16 protein-coding genes are annotated in these 25245 nt (G+C 40.7%); 9 read left to right on the top strand and 7 right to left on the bottom strand.

Features of this window, described 5'->3' with window-relative positions; translation table 11 throughout:
• The first annotated feature begins 829 nt into the window (after positions 1-829).
• The 3 genes from QTN47_RS12505 (at position 830) to QTN47_RS12515 (ending at position 5198) form a co-directional block, all read left to right on the top strand.
• On the top strand, positions 830-1921 hold the full coding sequence (locus QTN47_RS12505; protein WP_369329720.1) for an acyltransferase family protein: 1092 nt from the start codon (positions 830-832) through the stop codon (positions 1919-1921).
• A 210-nt stretch (positions 1922-2131) separates the two neighbouring features.
• Positions 2132-2485, top strand: coding sequence for a hypothetical protein (locus QTN47_RS12510; RefSeq protein WP_369329721.1), 354 nt, complete (start codon positions 2132-2134; stop codon positions 2483-2485).
• A gap of 160 nt (positions 2486-2645) precedes the next feature.
• On the top strand, positions 2646-5198 hold the full coding sequence (locus QTN47_RS12515; protein WP_369329722.1) for a PQQ-dependent sugar dehydrogenase: 2553 nt from the start codon (positions 2646-2648) through the stop codon (positions 5196-5198).
• A 92-nt stretch (positions 5199-5290) separates the two neighbouring features.
• Here QTN47_RS12515 and QTN47_RS12520 read toward each other — a convergent pair whose 3' ends face one another.
• Together QTN47_RS12520 and QTN47_RS12525 are read right to left on the bottom strand one after the other, a co-directional pair.
• The gene (locus tag QTN47_RS12520; protein WP_369329723.1) at positions 5291-6031 is read right to left on the bottom strand and encodes an LVIVD repeat-containing protein; all 741 of its coding nucleotides are present in this window, start codon (positions 6029-6031) and stop codon (positions 5291-5293) included.
• 53 nt (positions 6032-6084) lie between these two features.
• Positions 6085-6654 (bottom strand): LVIVD repeat-containing protein, encoded by a 570-nt coding sequence (locus tag QTN47_RS12525; RefSeq protein WP_369329724.1) that lies wholly within the window; start codon positions 6652-6654, stop codon positions 6085-6087.
• A 277-nt stretch (positions 6655-6931) separates the two neighbouring features.
• Between QTN47_RS12525 and QTN47_RS12530 the strand changes: the two genes are divergently transcribed.
• Both QTN47_RS12530 and QTN47_RS12535 read left to right on the top strand, forming a co-directional pair.
• Positions 6932-7537, top strand: coding sequence for a beta-class carbonic anhydrase (locus QTN47_RS12530; RefSeq protein WP_369329725.1), 606 nt, complete (start codon positions 6932-6934; stop codon positions 7535-7537).
• A 447-nt stretch (positions 7538-7984) separates the two neighbouring features.
• Complete coding sequence (locus tag QTN47_RS12535) at positions 7985-9049, top strand: sialidase family protein (protein WP_369329726.1); 1065 nt, start codon at positions 7985-7987, stop codon at positions 9047-9049.
• A 171-nt stretch (positions 9050-9220) separates the two neighbouring features.
• Here the strand turns inward: QTN47_RS12535 and QTN47_RS12540 are convergent, their stop codons facing one another.
• Complete coding sequence (locus QTN47_RS12540) at positions 9221-11680, bottom strand: TonB-dependent receptor (RefSeq protein ID WP_369329727.1); 2460 nt, start codon at positions 11678-11680, stop codon at positions 9221-9223.
• A gap of 381 nt (positions 11681-12061) precedes the next feature.
• On the opposite strand from QTN47_RS12540, the gene QTN47_RS12545 reads away from it, so the two are divergent.
• A complete protein-coding gene (locus tag QTN47_RS12545) occupies positions 12062-13207 on the top strand; it encodes a sensor histidine kinase (RefSeq protein WP_369329728.1) in 1146 nt (381 codons plus the stop codon).
• Positions 13208-13227: 20 nt separating this feature from the next.
• Positions 13228-13956 carry a LytR/AlgR family response regulator transcription factor gene (locus tag QTN47_RS12550; protein WP_369329780.1) on the top strand — a complete coding sequence of 243 codons (729 nt, stop codon included), beginning with the start codon at positions 13228-13230 and terminating at the stop codon, positions 13954-13956.
• A gap of 50 nt (positions 13957-14006) precedes the next feature.
• On the opposite strand, the gene QTN47_RS12555 is transcribed toward QTN47_RS12550, so the two are convergent.
• The gene (locus tag QTN47_RS12555) at positions 14007-15380 is read right to left on the bottom strand and encodes a flavin monoamine oxidase family protein (RefSeq protein ID WP_369329729.1); all 1374 of its coding nucleotides are present in this window, start codon (positions 15378-15380) and stop codon (positions 14007-14009) included.
• A gap of 545 nt (positions 15381-15925) precedes the next feature.
• Between QTN47_RS12555 and QTN47_RS12560 the strand changes: the two genes are divergently transcribed.
• Both QTN47_RS12560 and fabF read left to right on the top strand, forming a co-directional pair.
• The gene (locus QTN47_RS12560) at positions 15926-16420 is read left to right on the top strand and encodes a PaaI family thioesterase (RefSeq protein WP_369329730.1); all 495 of its coding nucleotides are present in this window, start codon (positions 15926-15928) and stop codon (positions 16418-16420) included.
• A gap of 3 nt (positions 16421-16423) precedes the next feature.
• Positions 16424-17668, top strand: a complete 1245-nt coding sequence (fabF, locus tag QTN47_RS12565) for a beta-ketoacyl-ACP synthase II (protein WP_369329731.1) — start codon at positions 16424-16426, stop codon at positions 17666-17668.
• 295 nt (positions 17669-17963) lie between these two features.
• Here fabF and QTN47_RS12570 read toward each other — a convergent pair whose 3' ends face one another.
• From QTN47_RS12570 to QTN47_RS12580, 3 genes are all read right to left on the bottom strand, one after another.
• Positions 17964-19799 (bottom strand): RagB/SusD family nutrient uptake outer membrane protein, encoded by a 1836-nt coding sequence (locus tag QTN47_RS12570; RefSeq protein ID WP_369329732.1) that lies wholly within the window; start codon positions 19797-19799, stop codon positions 17964-17966.
• A gap of 19 nt (positions 19800-19818) precedes the next feature.
• Positions 19819-23313, bottom strand: coding sequence for a SusC/RagA family TonB-linked outer membrane protein (locus QTN47_RS12575; RefSeq protein WP_369329733.1), 3495 nt, complete (start codon positions 23311-23313; stop codon positions 19819-19821).
• A gap of 154 nt (positions 23314-23467) precedes the next feature.
• Entirely contained in the window at positions 23468-24487 is a 1020-nt protein-coding gene (locus QTN47_RS12580; protein WP_369329734.1) for a FecR family protein, read from the bottom strand.
• Positions 24488-25245: the final 758 nt, after the last annotated feature.

A 25245-nucleotide genomic window follows, 5' to 3' on the forward strand; every position in this document is an offset into this window, starting at 1 on the left:
GTTCGGGATGGATAAGTAAATGCATTCTCGTTTTAGTGTTATCATAGTCCTAAAGTAAAAGTTGTTATTTACTCTTATACGCCTTCTATACGACTAGTGAATAGTGAATGGTCAATGGTGAAGGTCGGCGCTGGTTAAGTAAATACATTGTCGTTTAAGTGTTAATATCATCCTGGGCAAAGCTCTTATTTGTTCTTATGTTTCTTAAATGGTTTAAAAACCTTCGCTTCGTTCAGCTTTGAGCTTTAGGCTTTGAGCTTTAAGCTTTCTCAGTTGTTTACAAAGAAACATTGGCGCCGCTGACACCTTACTTCTATACAACTAGTGAATAGTCAATGGTCAATAGTGAACGTTCGGGTTGGATAAGTAAATGCATTCTCGTTTTAGTGTTATCATAGTCCTAAGGTAAAAGTTGTTATTTACTCTTATACGCCTTCTATACAACTAGTGAATAGTGAATGGTCAATGGTGAAGGTCGGCGCTGGTTAAGTAAATACATTGTCGTTTAAGTGTTAATATCATCCTGGGCAAAGCTCTTATTTGTTCTTATATTTCTTAAATGGTTTAAAAACGTTCGCTTCGTTCAGCTTTGAGCTTTAGGCTTTGAGCTTTAAGCTTTCTCTGTTGTTTACAAAGAACCATCAAATAATCCTTTCTTTTATTCTGCCCCTTTGTTTGTAAGAATAAGTGTCAAAACTACCAATGCTATATGTTCTGTACCATGTGCAATATTTTATCTTTTTCCGTTATATTTGCCGATACCCCCATTTTTACGTGTGATCGGAATGAAGGGGCGCATACTATTTGAGCCATTATTTAACAGGACGAAATGATTGAAACAGCTCCCAGGGTTGATCTTTTAAAAACGAAGCAACATTTTGAAATTTTGGATGGACTAAGAGGAATTGCTGCTGTTTCAGTAGTGATTTTTCATTTCATGGAAATTGCAGTTCCGGATTATACCCAAAGCTTCATTGCCCACTCCTACCTGGCGGTTGATTTCTTTTTCTGCTTATCGGGTTTTGTCATTGCTTACGCATATGATAACCGTTTGCAGAAAATTGGCGTGCTGTCTTTTTTAAAACTGCGTTTGATCCGTTTGCACCCATTGGTGATTATAGGATCTATTATTGGCCTGCTGGCTTTTATATTTGATCCGTTCAGCAATCTTCATCAACAATACGCAGACAAGCTGTTACCGATGTTTATTGCTTCTTGTCTGATGATTCCTTATCCGGTGGTGCGCGAACGCTTTTTTAATCTTTTTCATCTTAATCCGCCTACATGGTCCTTGTTTTGGGAATATGTAGTGAACATTGTGTATGCGATTGTTCTTATCAGGCTTCCTAAAAAGATTCTTTGGGTGCTGCTTGTTATAGCTGCAGGTGCATTGGCTTATGAGGCACGCAGATCAACCAATCTGAGCGGTGGCTGGGGCGGTGATAATATTCTTGGTGGCCTGATAAGAGTAAGCTATTCATTTTTGGCAGGCATCCTTGTATACCGTTCGCGCTGGATCATTCAATCGAAACTGGGATTTCTTTCGGTTGGAATTTTAACAGTGGCGGCTTTCGTGGTTCCTTTTGTAAAAGAGCTCAACTGGATAGTAGATCCGGCAATCGTGATCTTTTATCTTCCATTCCTTGTTGCTTTAGGCGCTGGCGCAACTTTACGTCCGGCCTTTGCAAAGATCTGCCGGTTTTCAGGTGAGATCTCTTATCCCTTATACATGGTTCATTATCCGTTCATCTGGATCTTCATGAGCTATGTTGAAAAATACAAACCGAACATCGGCCAAATGACTCCCATCATCATTACCGGTACAATTGCGATGATATTACTGGCTTATATTGTAATGATCAGCATTGATATTCCTGTGAGAAAATGGTTGAAGAACAGAATGATGAAGAAAGCGGCATAACGGCTTATAACAACTGTTTATGTCAATTTGCAATTAAATCCTCTGTGCACGCTGTGTCTTTTCCTGGCTTTCTGTGTGTAATTATAAATCACGCCAGCTCCACAGAAGACATCAAGTTGTCCAAAGAATGCTGCTACAAACATGACTATGAACCTAAACAAAACAACCTTGAATCGTTCGTTTTAATCACTGGTACTTTTAATAGTTGCAATGCGTGGAGATGTTGTAATGCGTGGAGACGTTGCATTGCGTGGGACGTTGCATTGCGTGGAGACGTTGCATTGCGTGGGACGTTGCATTGCGTGGGACGTTGCATTGCGTGGAGACGTTGCATTGCGTGGGACGTTGCATTGCGTGGGACGTTGCATTGCGTGGAGACGTTGCAATGCGTGGGACGTTGCATTGCGTGGAGACGTTGCATTGCGTGGGACGTTGCATTGCGTGGAGACGTTGCATTGCGTGGGACGTTGCATTGCGTGGAGACGTTGCAATGCAACGTCTCTACAAATACAACATTGCCAAATACCCACCTCAACCATCCTGCACCATCCTGCTCATTTATAACGCTTTAATAAATAGGTTTCCCGTTCACATTAAAAACAACAATAAATATTATATTAGAAGAATACATTCACAACTCACCAACATGCTTAGCCATCAAACCACCTCAAAAACACTTTTATGTCTTCTAATTTTATTTGTACTGACAGCAGGATGTAAGAACATGAAAAGCAACGAAAAAAACATGCCCGATGAAGACCGGTTTAAACGCGTCGTTCTACAAGAACACCTTTACAATCCGCAGGAGCTGGAGATTACAGAAGATGGCAGCGTTTACTTTATACAGACCAATGGGCTGCTTATGAAGTTAAATCCTGGTACAAAAGCAATCAAACAAATCGGTTACATCAAAAACTCAGATAATGGAGAGTTCGGATTGATCGGCATGGCGCTCGATCCACATTTTTCTGACAATCATAGGATATACCTCCACTATTTTCTTCCGGATATACAAGAGAAAATTGCGCAGGTCTCACGCTTCACACTGGTAAATGATTCTTTGGATCTAAGCACCGAAAAGAAAATGGTACAGATCCCATACGATAACACTTGTTGCCATACAGCAGGTTCAATGTCATTTGATGCAAATGGCAATCTTTATTTTTCAACGGGTGACAATACCACTGCATTTGAAACCACCTACTCCCCTCACGACGAACGCGCGGGACATGAATTGGCGAATGATATGCGGGCAGCCGCCAATACAGCTGATCTGCGTGGCAAGATATGTCGCATCCATCCAGAAGAAGATGGCAGTTATACCATTCCCGAGGGAAATCTATTCAGCGACAAAAAGATGGGGCGACCTGAGATCTACATTATGGGATGTCGTAACGCATATCGCATTTATGTAGACAAACCAGGTAATACGCTTTATTGGGGCGAGATTGGTCCCGATGCAGGCGTGGATAGCAGCAGAGGGCCCAGAGGCTACGATGAATTTAATATCGCTGCTAAAGCAGGCAATTACGGGTGGCCACTCTTCATAGGAAACAATATAGCTTACCCGCATATTGATTTTGAGACAAATCAATTACTCGATACGCCCGATGCTGCAAAACCATCTAACAAATCGAGATTGAATACCGGGTCACAAATATTGCCGCCTGCACAACCTGCAACCATTTATTATCCTTATACTAAGTCTGATAAGTTTCCATCAATGGGTGAAGGTGGCCGTGCTGCAATTGGCGGGCCTGTTTATCATTACGATGAAAAGCTACGGTCATCAATCAAGTTTCCACAATATTTTGATAATGCATGGTTCATTGGTGATTGGATGCGAAACTGGTTGAAAGTTGTGCGACTTAACGATGATAAGCAGCTGGAAAAAATAGAAGATCTGATGCCGACTGAAAAGTTCAACAAACCGATTGACATGGCTTTTAGTCCGCACGACGGCGCGTTATACATGCTTGAATTTGGCGTCGCATGGGGACCTAATCCTGAAGCAAGGCTGGTGCGCATAGAATACAATGCGGGCAATCGCGCGCCGGTTGCGCAACTGAAAGCAGATCGCGAGTCTGGCCCGGAACCGTTGACTGTATCATTTTCCGCAGGCAACTCATTTGATCGTGATAAAGATCTGCTAAGCTATAGTTGGATCATAGACGGCAAAAAAATGAGCGACACAACAAGTGATTTGAAATATACATTCAGCAATGCGGGCCTTCACCATGTTGAGGTTATGGTTACAGACCCTTCCGGTCTCAAAAGCTCAAATCGTAAGGAAATAAAAATTGGCAACAGTTCGCCGGAAATATCAATCGTGCTTGATAATAATACGTTCTATCACGATGCATTACAATACAAGATACTCGTGACCGACAATGAAGATGGCACATTACAAAATGGCATTGACGGGCGTAATGTTACAGCAACATTATCTTATCAGCCCGCACAGGAAGGATTAACAACCAGCGATGGCAAGCTCGTAAACCGCGGAGAAATATTATTGAATGAAAGTGATTGCAAATCATGTCACTTATTAAAAGACAAATCCGTTGGTCCGGATTTTTACTCGGTATCAAAACGTTATTTCAGGCAGTCAGCAAAAGATGACAAGCTTGTACCTAAGCTTGCAAATAAAATCATAACCGGTGGCTCAGGTGTATGGGGCAAAGCACAGATGAGCGCTCATCCGCAGTTGACAACAGAACAAACTACTGAAATTGTAAAATATATTCTTTCATTACAAGCCAATACCACCGCCGCAAAACAAATACCCCTTGCAGGAAGTTTAACATTAACAAACAAGGCCACAACGGAAAAAAATGGCTTCTATGTTATTGAAGCAAGCTATACTGATCGCGGCGGAAAAATAATCGGGCCATTGTCTGCCACCGCATCACATGTTTTGCGGACCAACAAACTCTCCCCACAGGACTTCACCAACCTCACCGACATGAAAGTAGAAAGCAATGGATTAAGCGCAATTCACGGCAGCAATGCTGTAGTAAAAAATATAGATCTGTCAGGCATCCGGCAACTCAAACTGCACACAACAGGTTCCGGCGGAAGTTTTGAAGTGCATCTTGATTCATTACACGGCCAACGCATTGCAGTGTTCCCACAGAATGCCAATGCCAAGGGGCCATCGGAAATGTTATGCAGCATCTCCGGCATCAAAGGATCGCATGATCTTTATCTTTTGTACGTAAACAACGCATTGCGTTTTCAGCAATCGATGGTTCAATGGATTGCGTTTGAAAGGTAGGGTTTGGCAATTGCAACAGGCGTTCCGCCTGTAGAGACGTTGCATTGCAACGTCTCTACGCAATGCAACGTCTCTACATGTGTTTAACCAATTCAATTGGTTAATCGCGTTAATTCCACCGGTTCCGCCGGTGTTGAAATATCATACAGAATCAACCCATTGCTAACATACGTGATCAACAAATTATTATATGCAATTACATCCTTAAAGGTTTCTCCTTTAATTGTTTGCAGGATCTCCGGCTCGCCAGGCTTCTTAACGTTAATTACACTCAATCCATCACTCATTCTGCATACATACAGGATAGTGTCATTTAGCCCCAGCCCTATAGGCGTTGTCATGGGCAGCAGTTTCACCTCTTCCGGCTTCAGCGGATCTTTTATGTTGTAGACGTAAAGCCCTTCTGTAACGTTACCACAGGTGGTGCCAGCCCTCAGGGTTACGAAGGCCATTGTATCATTTGCTACTACAGGATCACAACTTCTAAGATGCGAGACCTCTCCAAGCTTTACGGGGTTTGAAGGATCTTTCAGTGAAAAAACATACATGCCATTTCTTGATCCAATATATAAGTTGTTGTTATAGGGAAATATCGTCTCAGTATCCCAATTCAACGGTACCGAATTTTTGAGAACGGGAGATAAAGGCTGTGAAATGTCATAACACTTCAGCGAACTCCAATCCACCATATACAAAAAGTTTTTGACAACTGTAAACCTGGCCAGCGATCCGCCCTGTCCGGATGATGAGCTTTCTGAAGAACTTGAACTGCTGCTTTTGCTGCAGGCAGATGCTATTACAGAGAGAAAAATTATAAAGCATATATTTTTCATAACATTATCTTTTAATTAATAAAACGGAAAAACAAACGCATCACCATCCATATCTAATAGTATCCAACGCAATGATCCTTCGTTGTAACAGAGTCTTCTCTCCATGAAACAATAACGGAATCAGGATAGTTGTTAGCACAAACGCAATAGCCACTTTGAGGTGGCGGTAAATACCAGTAGGCTGACGAAGATGAAAGGGCTGTAAAAGCATTTTTTTGCCGGGAAACAACAGTTGCTTTAGAGGCGACAGATAAATCTACAGTTATCAGGTCGTTGTAATTATTGGTGTATAGATAATTGCCTTTCATGGCAATTTCCTGGCACCCGTTTATTTTAATGAATGCAATGCGCCTGGCATTTGAGGGCGTAGCGTTGTCTATTACATGAATACCCTCGCCCGTTTCAGCCTGGTAAATATACCTGCCAAGCACATAAATTTTTCCTGCATTTCTAACAGGATAGGCGCTATCAATGTAGGTAACTTTTTTATAGATGCTATCCGGTCCATACACCGGAACCCAGGCTTTAACTATCGGCGGAAGAGGGTCTGGGTTATAACCAGACCATGGAGAAAAACAAGCGCTAAAAAGCAAACACGTTAATAAAGGGTAAATAAGTTTCATAGCAGTTTTTTTTCAAAGAGTAGCCGGAGCATCTTTTCGTTGCCTGTTGCGTTGGTTTTAAGAAATAATTATAGTTACCGCAAAACTTGCAAAAAAATAATATCCTACTAATTTTGTAGAGAAATGTAATGCGCTTGTATTTTTTTGGAATATGGATGTTGGTTTATTTGTTAAACAATTGCGTGTAGATAAAATAGCATTTACTTTTTAATCCCTTTCTCAGCAGCTCAATTGGTATCAGATCTAACATAATTATTAAACAATTAAATTTTACTCTATGTCAAACACCTCTTCAGCTGAAAACAGCCCCGTACTGACAGAAGTTCTGGAAGCGAATAAACAATATGCCGATTCATTTGGCGATAAGGCAAATCTTGCTTTACCACCTGCAAGAGCATTTGCAATACTTACATGTATGGACGCAAGACTTGACCCGGCAAAATATGCCGGACTTGCTGAAGGAGATGCGCATGTTATCCGCAATGCAGGCGGCCGCGCCAGTGATGATGCGATCCGTTCTCTCATCATATCCCACAAGCTTTTGGGAACAAAAGAATGGTTTGTGATACACCACACAGATTGTGGTATGCAGTTGTTCACTGACGAAATAATGCGGAACCTTTTGTCAACTAGCCTGCTGACAGCCTCTATAACTGATGCCGGCTGGAAAAACAACGATGAAAGCGGCGGTTCTGATGAAGCAAAATTTATTTCCTTCCTCACTTTTACTGACCTTGCCAAAAGCGTAACAGAAGATGTAAAACGTATAAAAGGTCACCCGCTTGTTCCCAAATCAATTCCTGTGTATGGGTATATTTATGATGTAAAATCGGGGAAATTGATAGAGGTTCCGGATGCGACAAAGGCCGGAGTTGCAGGTTGATTTTTTTAATTACGGGCGGAACGCCCGTAGAGACGTTGCATTGCAACGTCTCTACAATTGCAATGCAACGTCTCTACAATTGCACCAACGTGTTATGTTTATTTCACCAACATCTATTCACAAAAAACCCGGCATAAAAATACCGGGCGTTTACCAAAACTAACTGCTTATATATGAGAAACATTAAACAAAATATGTTTTGAACTGGCCACACGCTTGCTGTAAATTATCATCTACAGAACAATCATCGAACGAGAACAGATTTTGGCTGTAATGTGGTAGAATGAAAGTGCTGTTACTTAAACTATATTCTTCAATCACGCAATTTGTTACCATCTTATTGTAATTAATTTGAATTGTCGGTACTTTCCTTTTTAGCAGCAGAATCCCGAAAAACAGGAATAAATGTTCAATAAATCATTATATTCCATTAACAATTGAATTCATATGAAGTTTTACCATTACTGTTTGCCCGGTCTTTTGATATTATCCCTGTTAAGCTGGAAAAAGAAAGATCCGAATGTAACCACATCTATCGTTTCGCATGGACAAATGCCCAATGCTATCAACGATAAATCAGGCAATCTGCATCTGGTTTATGGCAATGGGGATAGCATTTTATACTGCATGTCAACCGACGGCGGACGTAATTTTTCAAAACCTTCGTTGGTTGCAAAAGTCAACAACCTTATGCTTGCTTATTCCCGTGGACCGCAAATAGCAGCAACCGAAGCGGGTATAACCGTCATGGCTTCTAACACCGGAGGCGATATATTTTCATTCACCAAAACTTCGCCGGAGCGATGGTCCTCACCTACAAGAGTGAACGACATAGACACTGTTGCTAAAGAGGGATTAATGTCCCTAAGCGGTGATAAAAACCTATTGTATGCGGTATGGCTTGATCTGCGTGGAAACAAACGCAATAAGATAGTGGGTGCAAGCTCAACGGATGGCGGCAAAACATGGTCGAAAAACAAGCTCATTTATTCATCGCCCGATAGTACAGTATGTGAATGTTGCAAACCTTCAGTGTACGTAAAAAACAATACGATAAAGGTTATGTTTCGCAACTGGCTGCAAGGCAATAGAGACTTATACTTAATTCAATCATTGGATAATGGCGTTAGCTTTGGCCAGGCGACGAAACTGGGCACGGAAAGCTGGGCGCTGAACGGATGCCCCATGGATGGTGGTGGGATCACAGTAACGGACGATGGCAAAACCGAAACAGTCTGGCGCAGAAAGGCTACAATATACGCCGAAGAGCCGGGCAAACCAGAAAAAGAAATTGGTGAGGGCAAGAGTTGCGTGATCACAGCAATAGCAAATAATATAACGTACGCCTGGGTCAACAAAGGTGAAATTACGTGCCTGTTACCTGGCGGAAGTAAAGTTACGCTTGGTAAAGGAAGCTTTCCCGTTTTAAAACCTGCAAACAACAAAGCAGTGCTTTGTGTTTGGGAAGACAACAAGCAAATAAAAACTGCAACTGTTGCGTTAAAAGATTGAGATTTGTTTGCAAGCATAATCTCTGTGCAGCTCTGTGTCTGCTCAGTGCTCTTTGTGTAACTATAATTGTTCATGGTATTGAATGAAAATTATGGTTACACAGAGAAATACAGGAGAAGGCACTGAGTTTCACAGAGTTTTTTTAATACAAGAAAGAAAAACCCTTTGTTGTTACTCTTTCCGGATCCTTTCACTTTCATCCGAACTACCATTGTTTTGCTTTTCTTTTTTACCTGCTGCTCTGCCAAAAGATTTTGAGTACGTGAGTTTTACAATTGGAAACCTGGTTGATTCAGGATTGTATATAACATGATTGGTGATATGAAAAGCTTCATCGGTAAGAGCTCCATAGTAGGAATGAATATGAACGCTTCGTAACAGATCGCTTGCGGCAAGTTGAAGTGTGCCCCAATTGTTTTTGAGTTCTTTTTTCACTCCCGCATTTAAGGCGCCAAAGCCACCCATTTTTACAGAGCCATTATAAGAAGATCCGTTATACCAACCCGATAATTCAAATGAGAAACTGCGTGGAAGTTTAAATGATTGGGTAAAATTAAAAGAAAATCCGAAATAAGTTTTTTCAACAGGACGCTTAGTGTAGTCAAGTTTAAACATTCGCGGTCCGCCTGTATAAGTATAGCTCATATTCCACCAGTTATTTACTTTTAAAGGTATGGTAGCCTGAAAGCTCATATTATTTTGCCATAACAGGTTTTGAGGCGAAACGAATAATATATCACCCGATGGGCTTTCTGTCAATTGATATCTTGCAATTGGATTAACATCCCTGCTCAGCAACACAGAGAAAGCATAGCTTCTAAAGGAATAACCCAGCTTGAGGTTATGTGTTATTGTCGGTTTTAAAAACAGGTTGCCGGTGTAAACAGCGGTGGGATCACTGTAGCCTACATAAGAGGCCAGATCATTATATGTCGGACGCGTTATTCTTTTTGTGTAAGACAGTTGCAGCTCAGATTTATTTTTCAGTTTATGCGTGACCGAAATATTTGGAAATAGCATGCCTGATTTTCGTTCAATCACGTGTTGTTTTGTATCAGGTTCGCTCATGTAGGTAGAAGAATACTCGTAACGCAATCCGGCGACAAGATTGGTAGCAGTGCTTAACTCAACATTTGCCGACGCATAGGCTGCGCCAATGCCCTCTTTCATAAGAATGCCGCTGGCGCTTTCCGAACGATTTACCCATTCACCGTTTACAAGGCTTTCAATCCCTGAATGGCTTGATACATTGGTGAATGTGCCTTTAAATCCAGCTTCAAGTTTAATCCTTTTTGAGAGCTGCCTTGTATAATCCATTTTGCCAACAATAACGTTTATAGAAGTATTTGCAAACGTTCGCTGACTGGGTGAAAAAAGACTGTCATTATTGTTTACAACAGCACCTTCTTTGGTAACAAAAGAGCTACTGATAACGGCCGGACCATTGTTATTGAAGTGTAGGTAATCGGCATCAAACAGAAGCTTTTCACCGCTTCCCAATTGTTTTTCCGCATACACAGATGCAAGCATATTTTTCCAGCGGTCGGTACCGGCATTCGTTCCATCAAAAAATAAAATTGAATCTGGCATAAGTCTGTAGGTGGAATGAGAATAGGTGGTGCGTAGGTCGTGGCTCGAATTGTACGTTATATTGGCCCCTACTGTGGTGTGTGGAGTTATTTTATACTCAATACCGGCAGTCGCTGCATGGTTGCTGAGGCTGGCCTTAGTAGTATCATGCAACCGGACATCCAGCTGCCCACCAAATAACTGCATGTTTTGATAGCTCACTATATCGAGATCGCTATATGTTTTGTCGCGGGAAAAAGTATAAGTGCCATAAAGGTTTATCTTCTTTGTATTGTGAGCAAGGTTTATACCGGCAGTTGCCTTTTGTGCCCAACCATAACCGGCCGTGACGTTGACAGATCCGCTCGTCCCATAATTTTTATTTTTCTTAAGTACAATATTGATGATGCCCGCATTACCCTCAGCGTCATAGCCGGCCGGTGGCATAGATAATAGTTCAATTTTTTCAATATCATTGGCACTCATACTATTTAAAAAATCTATGATCTGTGCAGAAGACATTCGTAAAATTCTTCCATCGATCATGATGAGTACACCTGATTTGCCATTCAGGGTAATGCCGCCGTTTCTATAATCTATCAAAATGCCCGGCGATCTTTGAAGCACTTCAAGTGCACTGCTGCCCTTTGATAAAATACTGCTTTCAACATTAACGATTGTGCCTGTGGTTGTTTGCTGATACAAAGCTTTTTGCGCCTTTACCACAACGGTTTCCAATTGTTGTACACTTTCTGTCAGAACCTGTGTTCCGAGATCTTTATTTTCCTGCCCGCTCGATGTTTCAAAAGACGTGATATATGTTGAGTATGCAACGCTATTTATTCTGATAATGTATTGCCCCGCGGGAATTTTCTCCAACCGGTATCTTCCGTTTTCATCAGTGATGGCGGTTTTAAGGTTGGTTGAGTCTGCTGCATAAAGGAGCTGGACGTTAGCAAAGGCAATGGGCTGACCGTTAACCTTTGTCACCCGGCCGGACACCTGGGCGTGTGAAATGTCCAGCGCACAAAATAAAACCAGGATAATGAGCATACATCTCATATTGTGGCTATTTAAAAATGTGATGTGATAATGAAAAACAAGAACAAAGAAACAAACGCCATAACAGTTAAGAATGATCAAATGACAAAGCGTCGTACTGAATTGACAAGCCGCATAAATTATAAGGCATAAGGTTTGAGGTATCAGGTATCAGGTGTGAGGTGTCAGGTTACGATGTTCAACTCTTACTATCTTACATGTCTTACTATCTTACATGTCTTACTGTCTTACATGTCTTACACGTCTTTTATATACCCATAAGATCAGCTCGTCAAGTATTTCCGTGATTTCGTATAGTGTGGCCGAAAAAATCTCCAAAATCTGCGTATTTTGTAATAGTTCTTGCGGCGCCATAATCTCACATCAATAAATTCATGGCAAATGAAAATCACCACTCGCCAAAAAGAAGGTCAAAACTGGATTTCAAGGTATAAATTATACCAGTTCCCTTTTTGGCTGTTGTACAATTACATCTGGTGGGTTGTTGCAGTTGGAGATCCTGTTGTTGTAATGAAGAATCTGCTGTTTACGCCTTATTCCATCAAGTTCTCCTTTTATGTTGTCTTCCAAACGATAGCCGTTTGCATAAACCTGTATTATCTTCTGCCAAAATATCTCGCCAAAGGGCGTTATGCGTTATATATCAGCTACCTGTTATTGATTACTTTAGCCACCTCGGTAATAATAGTATCGGGTTATTTCTTTAGCGCTTTTTTATCAGGAAGACCGATAAGCAATCTATATGGAAAAAATGCATCTTTCTTTTCCTTTTTCTCTACTGCATTGCCATCAACCATGGCCTCTATGACGCTTGCACTGAGTATCAAACTCACAAAAAACTGGATTCAAACGCAGCGTCATCAACAATTGCTTGAGAAAGAAAAACTGGAAACAGAGTTGAAATTCCTGAAGTATCAATTCAATCCGCATTTTCTTTTTAACAGTATTAATTCAATATTTTTTTTGATCCATAAAAACCCTGATAAGGCATCGGATTCGCTGGCCAAGTTTTCAGATCTGTTGCGTCATCAGCTATATGAATGTAACGACAATCAGATTCTGTTAGACAAGGAGATTTCGTATCTGCACAATTTTATAGAGCTGGAAAAGCTCAGGCAAAATGATCGCCTCAGGATCGACTTTCAATTAACAGGTTATCATGCAAAGCCACTGGCTATTGCTCCTTTTATTTTAATGACGTTCGTTGAAAATGCTTTTAAGCATGTATCCAAACATACAGACGAAGTCAATTGGATCGCTATCCGGTTGCATATAGACCAGACACATTTACTGCATTTTACTGTTTCAAACAGCACATCGCCAAATGCTTCCGGAGATGTTGTTGACTATGGAGGAATTGGTCTGCATAATGTTCAACGAAGGTTGGACCTGATCTACCCAGGAAAATACAATCTAAAAATCAATAACGACGGCAGCCGGTTTGATATTGAATTGTTGTTACAAACAGAAGAGGCAGTTAGCGGAGATGGAATACAATTAAAACCGGACCTGGCATTGGCTATTTAAAACATTAATACGGTAATGTGATGATAAATTGCGCAATTATTGATGATGAACCACTGGCCCGCGAAGGCTTAGCGAATTATGTAAGAGAAATAGATTTTTTGCATCTTACAGCTACATGTGAGAATCCTGTTGAGTTAACGGCTGTATTAGACAAACATACTGTTGATCTTATTTTCCTGGATATTCAAATGCCCAAAATGAATGGCATTGAATTTCTTAAAATTACACAGAAACCGCCAATGGTAATTATTACAACTGCTTTTCCGACTTACGCGTTAGAAGGTTTCCAATTGAACGTGCTGGATTATTTGCTGAAGCCTATAACGTTCGACAGGTTCTTTAAGTCAGTAACCAAGGCAAAGGATTATCATCAGCTCATCTCCAGCAAGGCATTAAACATTCCTTCAAAAGAAAACGATGCACCCGATTACTTCTTTATTAAGTGCGGCAACAAATATGAAAAGATCCAGATAGCCGATATACTCTACATAGAAGGAATGCAAAACTATGTAACCATTTACACGGTTAACGGAAAGTTTATGACATTGCTGTACTTAAAAAACCTGGAACAGAATTTAGACAGCCAATCATTCATCCGCGTACATAAATCCTACATCGTTGCCATCGACAAAATACAGGCGATTGATGGCAGTGAAGTGCGAATTCAATCCCACAATATTCCTGTCAGCAGAAATTACAGAGACCAGGTGATAGAACAAGTTGTAAAAAAGAAGTTGTGGGTGAAGTGAGGAGCCGGAATGCCCGGGCGCAAACATATAGCCCTGCATGAAAAAAAGAATCACGACTTTTCAAGCGCCAGTTCTTTAATAACCTGATTAGCTACGATGAAGCCGCTGTCTAATGCGCCACTGATATGTGTATGATAAGACATTTGGTCACTATGATATAATACTTCCTCTCCAGCCTTAAATATGTTTTTATCCAAAGGCTGAGAAAGTAACAGCCGGGCCTGAAAGTTATTTCTCGAGGCGGCACTGTAAGCTCCCAAAAAGTATTTGTCTTTATTCCATTGAGACAAATAAGAGTCTTTACAGTAGTCGAAAACAACCTTACCAAAAACTGACGCCAGAATTTTTAGAGAAGCATTCCTTGCATACGCGGTCCCCTTTTTCTCGTACTCAAGCGATTTTTTCCCACCAACAAAATTTATTAGTATGTGTTTGCCGAACATCTTCAAAGCAAGAAAATTGGCATCCCTATTTAGCCGGTTGCTTCTGATGTTTATATGTGTGAAACTGCTAATATGGTTTTCGTCGAAAAAAAGTTCGTCCATTAAGAGAATATTCTTGTTCAGGTAGCCCATTTGAAGACTGTTGATCACGCTGACCTTTTCTTCCGGCAGAGCGATCCTTTTTTCCTTTATCCATGATTTCAGAACGCCAACAGAAATTGTTATTACAAGCATCTTAGTGCTTAGTTCGAAAGTCGCATTCGTTATTGAATCTCTGCAGGCAACTAAAATACTCCCCTTTTCGCTTTTAACAGATATAACTTCCTTACTGAAGGAAATGTAATTTCGAATTGACCGGGCATACGCCTTAAGTAATGTGCCCATCCCGTCCTGCGGAAACAAACCAGGATTAGACGGCATTGTATTGATATAATCCATGAATGATATCTCTTCTGCATCTAAACCCGTGTCAGTGTTGGAATATATGGTTGAAATAAGAGAGCGGCATAGATCGTCATTGAATATTTTAGAAAACGCATCTTTTAGTGAGATATCGGACGGTAACTCCCTTCGTTCAATTTTTTTGATCGTGTTTTCAATTGTTGTTTCTATGGCATCATTCGCTTTGTTTACCAGGCTTTCTTTTATTCTTTGTCCATTTTTGTAAAGTCTGAAATTGGGCTTTTCATTCTCCCGTATAAACCGGAAGTCATTTTTTCTTGCAAAACTGATGAGATCAGCTGCGCCCCAAAATTCTTCATGTAAATTTTGAATTCGCAACAATTTTTCGGGCAAATGAAGGCACATGCCACCAACATCGCCAAACTTATTGTTAAACCTGACACGACCTCCAACTGCGTTCAATGCTTCAAGGCATATAGTGTTGGTATAACCACGGTTAACCAGCTCTTTCATGCACGCAATCCCTGCAGCTCCGGCACCAACTACTATTACATCATAGTCGAACCTTCTTTTTCTCATCACTAAACATTTGAGTTGGTTATCAAAACAATATCTAATGTACTGCGCCGGCAGCTTATTGTCAAGGAACTAATATGAAAGCTTTTTCTTGCAGTATCAGCAGCTGTTCATTTTTATTTACGCGAAGTCCGGCCATGTATTAGAGCATCGCATAAATTATCTTTTCCCAAAGTATCCATCATGGCCCTGTCTTGAGCCTGGGACTTTGCGTCTTAAAACAACAAACAAACCCAAAGACAGTCTCCAAATATATTTATTACACTGTGCCAGCCTCCGAAATCTGTTTCACCATGGAACTAGCAATCGTAATGAAATTGCCAAACTAAAATAATTCAATGGGCAAATGCACTAAATTAGAGGTTCTGCTCCATATACCCATAAATTATACCGATTGGTATATTACAAAATTTATTTCCTATATTTGTCAATCATTTTACCATCATTGTGTAACTTAATAACAAACGAAGCACTTTATAATTGAATGAAGGGAAATCAGCGAACTATTTTTTTGTTTTTAAATATACCAGTTGGTATAATTAAATGATATGACAACAAAAAACAGATGCAGAACCTACGCGTGGGACGATCCGCTCGCCGGTGCGTCAAAAGCAAGGACAATGTCCGGCATGGAATACCTGCAGGCAATGAGTAGCGGCGAAATTCCTCTTCCGCCACTGTTATATACCCTTGGTTTTAGTAAGCCGGAAATTGCCGAAGGAGAAGCTACATTTTTGTTTGAGCCTCAGGAGTATCATTTCAATCCTTTAGGCAGTGTTCACGGCGGCGTTATTACAGCTGTACTTGATTCAGCAATGGGATGTACGCTGCAATCCGTTTTGCCGAAGGGCACGGGCTACACAACGTTGGAACTAAAAGTAAATTTTCTAAAAGGGATAAACCTTCAAACGCCTGTTCTTTCTGCCACAGGAAAAATCATCCACAAGGGTAAAACGACAGCCCTTGTTGAAGCTGACTTACGCGATAAGGAAGGAGTAGTTTATGCCCATGCAGTGTCGACATGTTTGATGTTCAATTTTTAAAATATGAAAAGAGTTGTTATTACCGGACTTGGCGCGGTTACGCCATTAGGCAACAGCGTTACTGAATTCTGGAACTCACTGATCAATGGTGTAAGCGGGGCAAACCTGATCACCAAATTTGACGCTACCAATTTCAAGACAAAGTTTGCCTGCGAGGTCAAAAATTTTGATCCGCTGCAAACCATGGAAAAAGCAGAGATTAGGAAATATGATCTGTTCACGCAATACGCACTTGCATCGGCTTATGAAGCTGTATCGAATGCAGCAATAAACTTTGACACACTTAACAAAGACAGGATTGGCGTTATCTGGGCGTCCGGAGACGGCGGTGTTTCTACTTTTGAAGAGCAGTTCGCCGAATACAAATCGGGCAACGGAATACCGCGTTTTAATCCCTATTTCATCCCGAAAAGGATCATCAATATTGCATCAGGCATTATCTCTATCAAATACGGTTTACGGGGCGTGAACTATACAACAGTAGCAGCATGCTCTGCAAGCAATACAGCGATTATTGATGCATTCAATTATATCCGTTGGAACAAGGCCGACATGATCATTACAGGCGGCTCGGAGGCATCGATTACAGAAAGCTCCATAGGCGGATTTAACGCCTCCAAAGCAATGTCCACCAACAATGAAAATTATTTGCAGGCATCAAGGCCTTTTGATATTGAAAGAGATGGCTTTGTATTAGGTGAAGGTGCAGGCGCCATTATTCTTGAGAGTTATGATCATGCGATGAAACGGAATGCACCAATTATTGCCGAGATCGTTGGAGGCGGATTGGCAGCTGATGCGTATCATATAACAGGCACACATCCCGAAGGCGCCGGAGCCCAATTGGGCATGAAGCTGGCACTGGAAGAAGCCAATATATCACCAGGCGAGGTTGATTATATTAATGTGCATGCAACATCCACACCTACAGGCGACCTAAGTGAACTCAAAGCAATTGAATCCGTATTTGGTGTAAACCCACATGCTTCAATCAGTGCAACAAAATCCATGACGGGGCATTTGCTTGGCGCAGCCGGTGCAATAGAAGCTATTGCATGCATAAAAGCAGTGAGTGAAAACATTATTCCTCCAACAATCAACACAACGCAAGTAGAACGTGATTTTGCAGATAAGTTCGATTTAACATTAGGCGCATCAAAAACAAAAGAAGTAAACTTTGCATTGAGCAATACGTTTGGGTTTGGTGGACATATTGGTTGTTCGGTGTTTAAGAAATATAGTTCATGAGATAAGGGAAGTTTTTTCGTACAATATACCAATCGGTAGTTTTATAACATACAGAAATAGCATTCTTTAACTGGTATACAGGATAGTAGAAAGTTAGAGGCTTGCGAGAAAGAAAAACAATCACATTAAAATAAACAAGCTGCATGGCGTTTCTACCATGCAGCTTTGCACTTTTTACAATGCGACAATTATGGCAGGTTAATACACCTTGTTCAGTTTATTGATATAGCTGAAGTGTGCGACGCAACAGACGCCCAATAGTAGCAATGCTGTTTGGTTCATAATAACATTTCTGCTACTGAATAACAGGATCAAAATCTCCGTTATCCCAGCCAATATTTTGTTTTAGTTTGGGATTTTGTGAAAGCCAATCCGGATGCATGGGCCTGAAATAATAGTTGTCCTTAATGTCTATAGTGCCGCTGTATGTCCGGTCAGCCTGGGCAAGTGAATAAATAGTAATATCCTGCAAGAATTTATTGATGTCTAATGAAGCTGGTGGATTCAGCATTATTTTTGATAATTGGCCAATGACCTCGCTGTTAGTAACTGATGTGTTTATGCCATAAGATTGCGCCGCCGGAACATTCAGTGATGGCCCCCAGGCATGTATTGTGCCGATATTGTTTAATACACTAAACAATCTTCTTCGCCTTAAGTCCCAAAACCGTTTTCCTTCAAGATAAAATTCTATTTGTTTTTCGTGCAGAATGGCATCCAGGGTTGCCTGGTAATCTGTTCCGACGCCGGCATTCAAACCATAGCTGCCATCGCCTGCATCTATTTTGGCGCGCTTCCTTATACTGATCAATAACGGACGAGCTTCCGGTGAACGACCAACTTCATTGGCAGCTTCTGCAAGGTTTAATAATACTTCTGCATACCGTATAATGGGCCAATCAAAAGCCTGTTGGTTCCAGACAGAAGAACCCAGCGTAGTATCAATTTCTTTGCGCGAATAAAAACCTGTAGAATTCCAGCTCCTGTAACCATCAAGATCTACATATATCTGAAATACCCATTGTATCCTGGGAACGTTGGCAAAATCATACCTGCATCCATTATAAACAACAGCGTTGTAAAAACGGGGATCGCGGTTAACCCAATATTGCCCTTCATTATAGCCGGATGAAGGATCTGTTATGTTTTTACCGTTTTTCATCGGAAAAGCTTTAACCATTTCCCATGTTGGTTCACCACGTCCCGCATCTCCTGAGCTTTGTGTAAGCGGCCTTTGCGCCATTTGAATACCGTTTGTTTTGTCGGGGTAATGGTACCTCATATATAGAACCATTTCTTTTGCTGCGGCATCTTTGTTATACCATACATTTTCTGTTGCTTTTAAAGTATTGTCCTCATACAAACCATAACCGTTTGCATCCAACTCTTGCTTAGCAGCTGTTAAAGCATTGTAAGCATCTTTCCAATAGCCGTCGTTTTTTGTTTTGCAAAATAATGGGCTTGCTTTAAGCAACAGCACCTCTCCTTTCACGGCCATCGCAGCACCTTTGGTAACTCGTCCCGTATTATTGAGATCCCATTTGGAAGGCAGCAACATGATCGCAGAATCCAACTGGCCACATATATAATTAAAGCATTCCAAACTTGAATTCCTGGGAACCATAAGCGTATTTATATCTGCAAAGGGATCTTCAACCGTGGTTATAATAGGTACGCCGCCAAGCACTTTTACCATTTGATAGTAAGTGTAAGCTCTGAAAAAATAAGCCTGCCCTTTAAATGCGTTATAGGTTGGAGCATCTAAAAAACTTTTTGCATTATCGATGTTTGCAAAAAAGGTATTCAATGCTCTTATATTGCTGTAGGAAGACGCCCATGCCGATTTAGCAAAATCGGGATAGTCGTCAACAACCTGCGCTGTACCTTTCAGCGCTGAAGGTGTACCGCCACCGCATTCGGCTGAAATAACTTCATTTCTGTTCCATGCCGGTAATATGCTGTAGAGATTGTTTATGTAATATTCAATATTACTTTGTGAAGACCATTGCTTGTCGGGTGTAACCACGCCGCCCGCTCTATCAACATCAAAAACCTTGTTGCAGGAGCCAATGAGTAAAGAAGCGCACATTAAGGCAGCGGTTATTTTTATAGTTGTGATAGTTCTTGTCATTTTATCATTAATTACTGAATTAAAAATTGATATTAGCTCCAAAAGTGAAATTCTTCATTAGCGGATACAGTCTGAAATCTCCCCCCAATTCCGGATCATAATAACCGGTATGGTTCCAACAAAACAGGTTTTCTGCATTGAAGTAAAACCGTGCACTTTGCAACTGCGTATTCTTAAACCATTTAGCGGGAAGATTATAGTTAATAAGCAATGTTTTAAATCTTAAAAAAGCGCCATTCGTCAACCAGAAAGTGGACTGCACTTCTGCATTGCTCATGCCCGAAACATCATTCATTGCAGCACTGGGTAACGTTGCTGTTTCTGCCGTTTGGGGAGTCCATGCATCTTTCCACATGGATAAAGTATTATATCCCTGAAGGGTATACGGATCTCTTGCAAATGTCTGCACAGGCATAATATCATATTTTGCCATGCCAGCAAAGATGGCAGTGACCTGAATATTTTTCCATCCTGCAGTAATATTGAAACCATAATTTATGCGGGGCACACTGTTGTAAGAAATGGGTATTTGATCATTCGCATCAATTATTCCATCAGGCGTGTCCTTGCCATACGGCCCTCTTATATCCTTATACAGCAGCATGCCTGGCTGAGGCTTATAGCCAAAAGTTGTAAAGCCGGGAGTTTTAGCGAGAATGGCGTCCGCCTGTGCCTGTGTTCTAATAATACCTTCACTTACATAACCGGTAATTAACCCATTTACCGGGTTGCCGATTTTATTATCCAAAGACCGCACAGATGTGGGCTGGTCAACCAGTAAATATTTATTTGAAGATGTAGACCAGTTAATCCCTGCTTTGTAAAAGAAGTCGTCAAACTGCTTCTCGTGATTAACATTTATCTCCCATCCTTTAGCTGAAGCCTGTCCGTAATTTACTGCAGGAAGTGTTGCGCCGACAGTTGCAGGTACGGATGCATTCCGGGCGCCTAGTATATCCGTTGTTTTTTTATACCAGTATTCAACAGTTGCACTTACCAGCCTGTCAGGAAGTGCGATATCAATACCCACATTGGTATTGTAATTTTTCTCCCAGGTAATATTGGGATTGGTTGTACCGCCGAGCGATATGCCCGGAGTCATAGAATTTCCAATGTAAGCGCCTGAGCTGGCTTTAAAATTATACGCTTGTTGCCATTGCCAGGGATTGGTATTATTGGAACCTGTAAGCCCATATGATACCCTCAGCTTTAAGTAATCGATGGTCTTTTTATAAGCCTGAAAAAAAGATTCATTGGAGATATTCCATGCTGCTGATGCTGCGGGAAAATAACCCCAACGCTTATCAGGCGGGAAAATGTATGAGCCGTCTGCCCTGAAAGTAACCCCAATCATATACCTGCCATCATAGTTATAATCAAGCCGGCCAAAATAAGAGGCCTGTCCATTCAGGTTTTGCTGATTTCCGCTTACGTACCTGTTTACACTTGAAGTAGAGCCTCCGTCAATTTGCTGGTAATCGATATTGTTGTAGTAAGCGGCTCGTCCGCTAATAATTTGCCCTTTGCCGGATAATTGCTCATATCCAATAAATCCGCTTATATTATGTTTACCAAATGCTCTTGCATAATTGAGCATCAGGTCAAGTTGATAATTGCTGTTTTTCTGCCATGTTTCAGATAATTGCTGAGGGGCGCCCGTGCCTGCAACTACAGCTCCATCCAGCACTTTGTAGCCGCCGGCGCGGGAAGAATCCAGTTGGTCCGTTATTATATGTTTATGCTCTCCCGCAGTTTTAAAATAATAGATATAGGGTGCGTTTGCAAAAGTGCGCGAATACCCGTTATATGTATTATATGCAAATACGCCTTTCGCCGATAACCCTTTTATGCCCGGAATATTATATTTTAATTGAAAAGTAGGCGACAGATAATTATTGGCAGGCCTTATGTATCCCCCTGCCCCTTTGGCAAGGTTTGCAACGTTTGTATTATCAAGGTTGCCCACCGGCAAACCGTTTATAAAATCGGGACGGCTGGGAATCACCATTAAAATACGGTTATACGTATTACCCAGGTTAAGTGCGCCTCCATCAGCCGGCCAGTAAGGACGGCTGCCATTATCCCATGACGCATTCAGATCCAGCATAAAACTCAGGGAACTGTTTATCTGCCCGTCTAATTTTGCAATCAGATTGTATTTATTATAACTGTTGGAAGTAGCCCCATTTTGACTTAAATACCCCCCGGAAACATAATACCTGATGGCCTTGGAACCGCCACTTACAGACAAAAGGTGATTGGTATTATTCGGCGTTTGCCAGGTATTCGCCAGCCAATCGTACGAATGAGTTTTAAAATACTCCAGTTCATCAGGCGTATAATACTGAGGATCTGTTTGTGGTATATTTCTTTGTGATAAAATTGAATTGTGAAACGCAAAATTATCATAAGCACTCATGCGGCCCGGTATTACAGTAGGCTTATTAAATGTGTATGAGCCGCTGTATGAAATTTGTGTTTTTTCTGAACTACCGCGTTTGGTGGTAACCAATACAACGCCATTACCAGCCTGCATACCATAAATGGATGCAGAAGCTGCATCTTTCAGGATACTTATATTATCTATATCTGCAGGGTTTAATGCAGCAAATACATTCTTATCACGGATTATCCCATCAATCACAAACAACGGATCGGTGGTTCCATTCCACGAAGCAACTTCTCTTATTTTAATACCGGCACCGGCACCGGGATATCCGCCTGACTGCATTACATTTACACCAGGGGTTAATCCTTGCAGCAACGTTGCCGGAGAAGCACTAACCCTGTCGCCAAGCTGTGAAGCTTTAATTACACCTATAGCACCGGTTAATGCTTCTTTTTTCTGAACACCATAACCTATAACTACTACATCCGCCAGATCACCAATTACTGCAGTCAGGGTAATAAGAATATCCTTATCGTGAGATTTAACTATATAGGAAGACGGTGTAAAGTTTAGTGAGATTATCTCCAGCACATCACCTGTTTCGGCCCTCAATGTAAACTCTCCTTTTTCATTTGTTGTTGTTCCTCTTGTAGTTCCTTTTATTGTTATTGATGCTGCGTTAACGGGATTACCATTTTCATCCACTACCCGGCCGTTTATATTGTCGGCAAAAACAGCACCGTGTAAAACATCTAATAGATCTGAAGAATTTTCTTCAAACAGCACTATATGGTTATTAACCAATTTATATCCAATACCAATGGTTTTAAAATAACCATCCAACAGGCTTTTTAAAGTCATATTGCTGAGAGAAAAACTTACTTTTTTATTTATATCAATTACTCTGGAGCTGTAATTGAATTTTATACCTACTTGCTCCTCAAGCATATTTATTGCCGTCTCCAGCTTTTGGTTTTGTACAATGAGGGTTACTTTTTTTTCAAGAACTTCCTGTGACAATATTCTCCTGGCAAATAATACATTTATAAAAAGAAATGTGACACATAATGCCATCACTCCCGTTTTCAACAGAAAGGTCATAGAGGGAATTGGACTTTTCTTCATAATTTTCAATACGTTTTTGTATTAAGCAATCTGGTTTAGACAAAAGCCGTCCGGCTGGCAATACTGGTACTATTGCCTGCTTTTTTTAGGGTTTATGTTACAATACTATTTACATGACAGTTATATTTAAAGGCTTACAATTTTGGTATAGAGTTTAATCACAGCCTTTGCCGGCAATAACAATATCAAGATGATCGATAGTATAAGACGCATTTATTGACAAACAAATAATATCCAGTTTTTGATAAAGCGAGAGATTGGCATCTGATACATCACCGGTAAAAGGACAATTGTTCAGGGCATTGTTTTTTACAACAATATGTACATTGTATGCATCGCCTAAATCCTGCAAAACTTTATGCAAGGGGCTGTTGTTAAACAACAGTTCTTTTTTTCCAGGCATGCTTACCATTACAGGATTTTCAGCAAGCGCAGTTGCAAATTTTTTATCGTATTTATTAAATACAGCCTGCTGATTGGGTGTGATGGTTATAACCGGCTGTTTTATGCTGTTTATTTGCTTGTTTTCATAAACAGCTACTTTTCCTGTTACAACCGTAACAACCACCTGTTTTTCGTTGGTTCTTACAAAAAAACTGGTTCCTACAACTTTGGTAACCGTGACTTTGTTGTACACCATGAAAGGCCGGGCTTTGTCTTTGCTTATTTCAAAAAAAGCTTCTCCTTCCAGGTAAACAATTCTTTCTTTTAAAGCAAATTTTTTCGGATATACAAACCTTGCCTTTGGCATAAGGGTAACAATACTGCTGTCCTCAAGTTGTATTGTTACAGGGTTTGTAGTTGTATTCACTTTTTCCTGCATGCCTTCATTTATTTTTTCAGCCAGGTACATTTCATCACTTGTCATTCCTGTATGCTGATAATAAGATAACCAGACAATGAGCATAGCAACAATAACAGATGCGGCCACAATCCATTTGACATAACGAGAATACCTTCTTAAAGGAATAATGGGTGCTTGCGTCTGCTGTGCAGCATGAATTTTACTCCATAAACGCTCCCGGATCGTTTCCAATTCATCCCTATCTACCTGCAGTATGGTTGTTTCATCATCCGGCAAATCAAACCATTGGTCTATAAAAAAACGCTCCTCCTTTGAACAATTCCCGTCCAGGTATTTCTTTAACAACTGTCCGAATTCATTTTTCGCCATTTTCAAACAAAATAAAGCTTGGCATTCAAGGGTATGACAAGCAACCCTTTCTTATAAGTAACCTAAAGTGCATCTATCCCTAAGAGACAGTCTAATTTTTTTTGATCCACCATAAATATATTTTTGAACCATAAAAGGTGTCGGCCGCGCCAACGTTTCTTTGTGAACAACTGATAAAGCTTAAAGCCCAAAGCCTAAAGCTCAAAACTGACCGAAGCGATGTTTTTTGAACCATATAAGACATATAAGGGAATATAAGTTTGGGTGAGACATCATGACTATAATTCAGCATTCATAATGGCTGAGAAGAGATAGAATCCGGACCTACCATGGCTGATAGCTGACGGCTGATAGCTGATAGCTGATAGCTTTTTTAGATCCACCATCAATATATTTCTGAACCATATAAGTCATATAAGGAAATATAAGTTTGGGTGAAACATCATGACTATAATTCAGCATTCATAATGGCTGAGAAGAGATCGAATCCGGACCTACCATGGCTGATAGCTGACTGCTGATAGCTTTTTTAGATCCACCATAAATATATTTCTGAACCATATAAGACATATAAGGGAATATAAGTTTGGGTGAAACATCATGACTATAATTCAGCATTCATAATGGCTGAGAAGAGATAAAATCCGGACCTATCATGGCTGATAGCTGATAGCTTTTTTAGATCCACCGTATATATTTCTGAACCATATAAGACATATAAGGGAATATAAGTTTGGGTGAAACATCATGACTATAAT

This window comes from Danxiaibacter flavus (assembly GCF_041060425.1).
Classification (GTDB): domain Bacteria; phylum Bacteroidota; class Bacteroidia; order Chitinophagales; family Chitinophagaceae; genus Danxiaibacter; species Danxiaibacter flavus.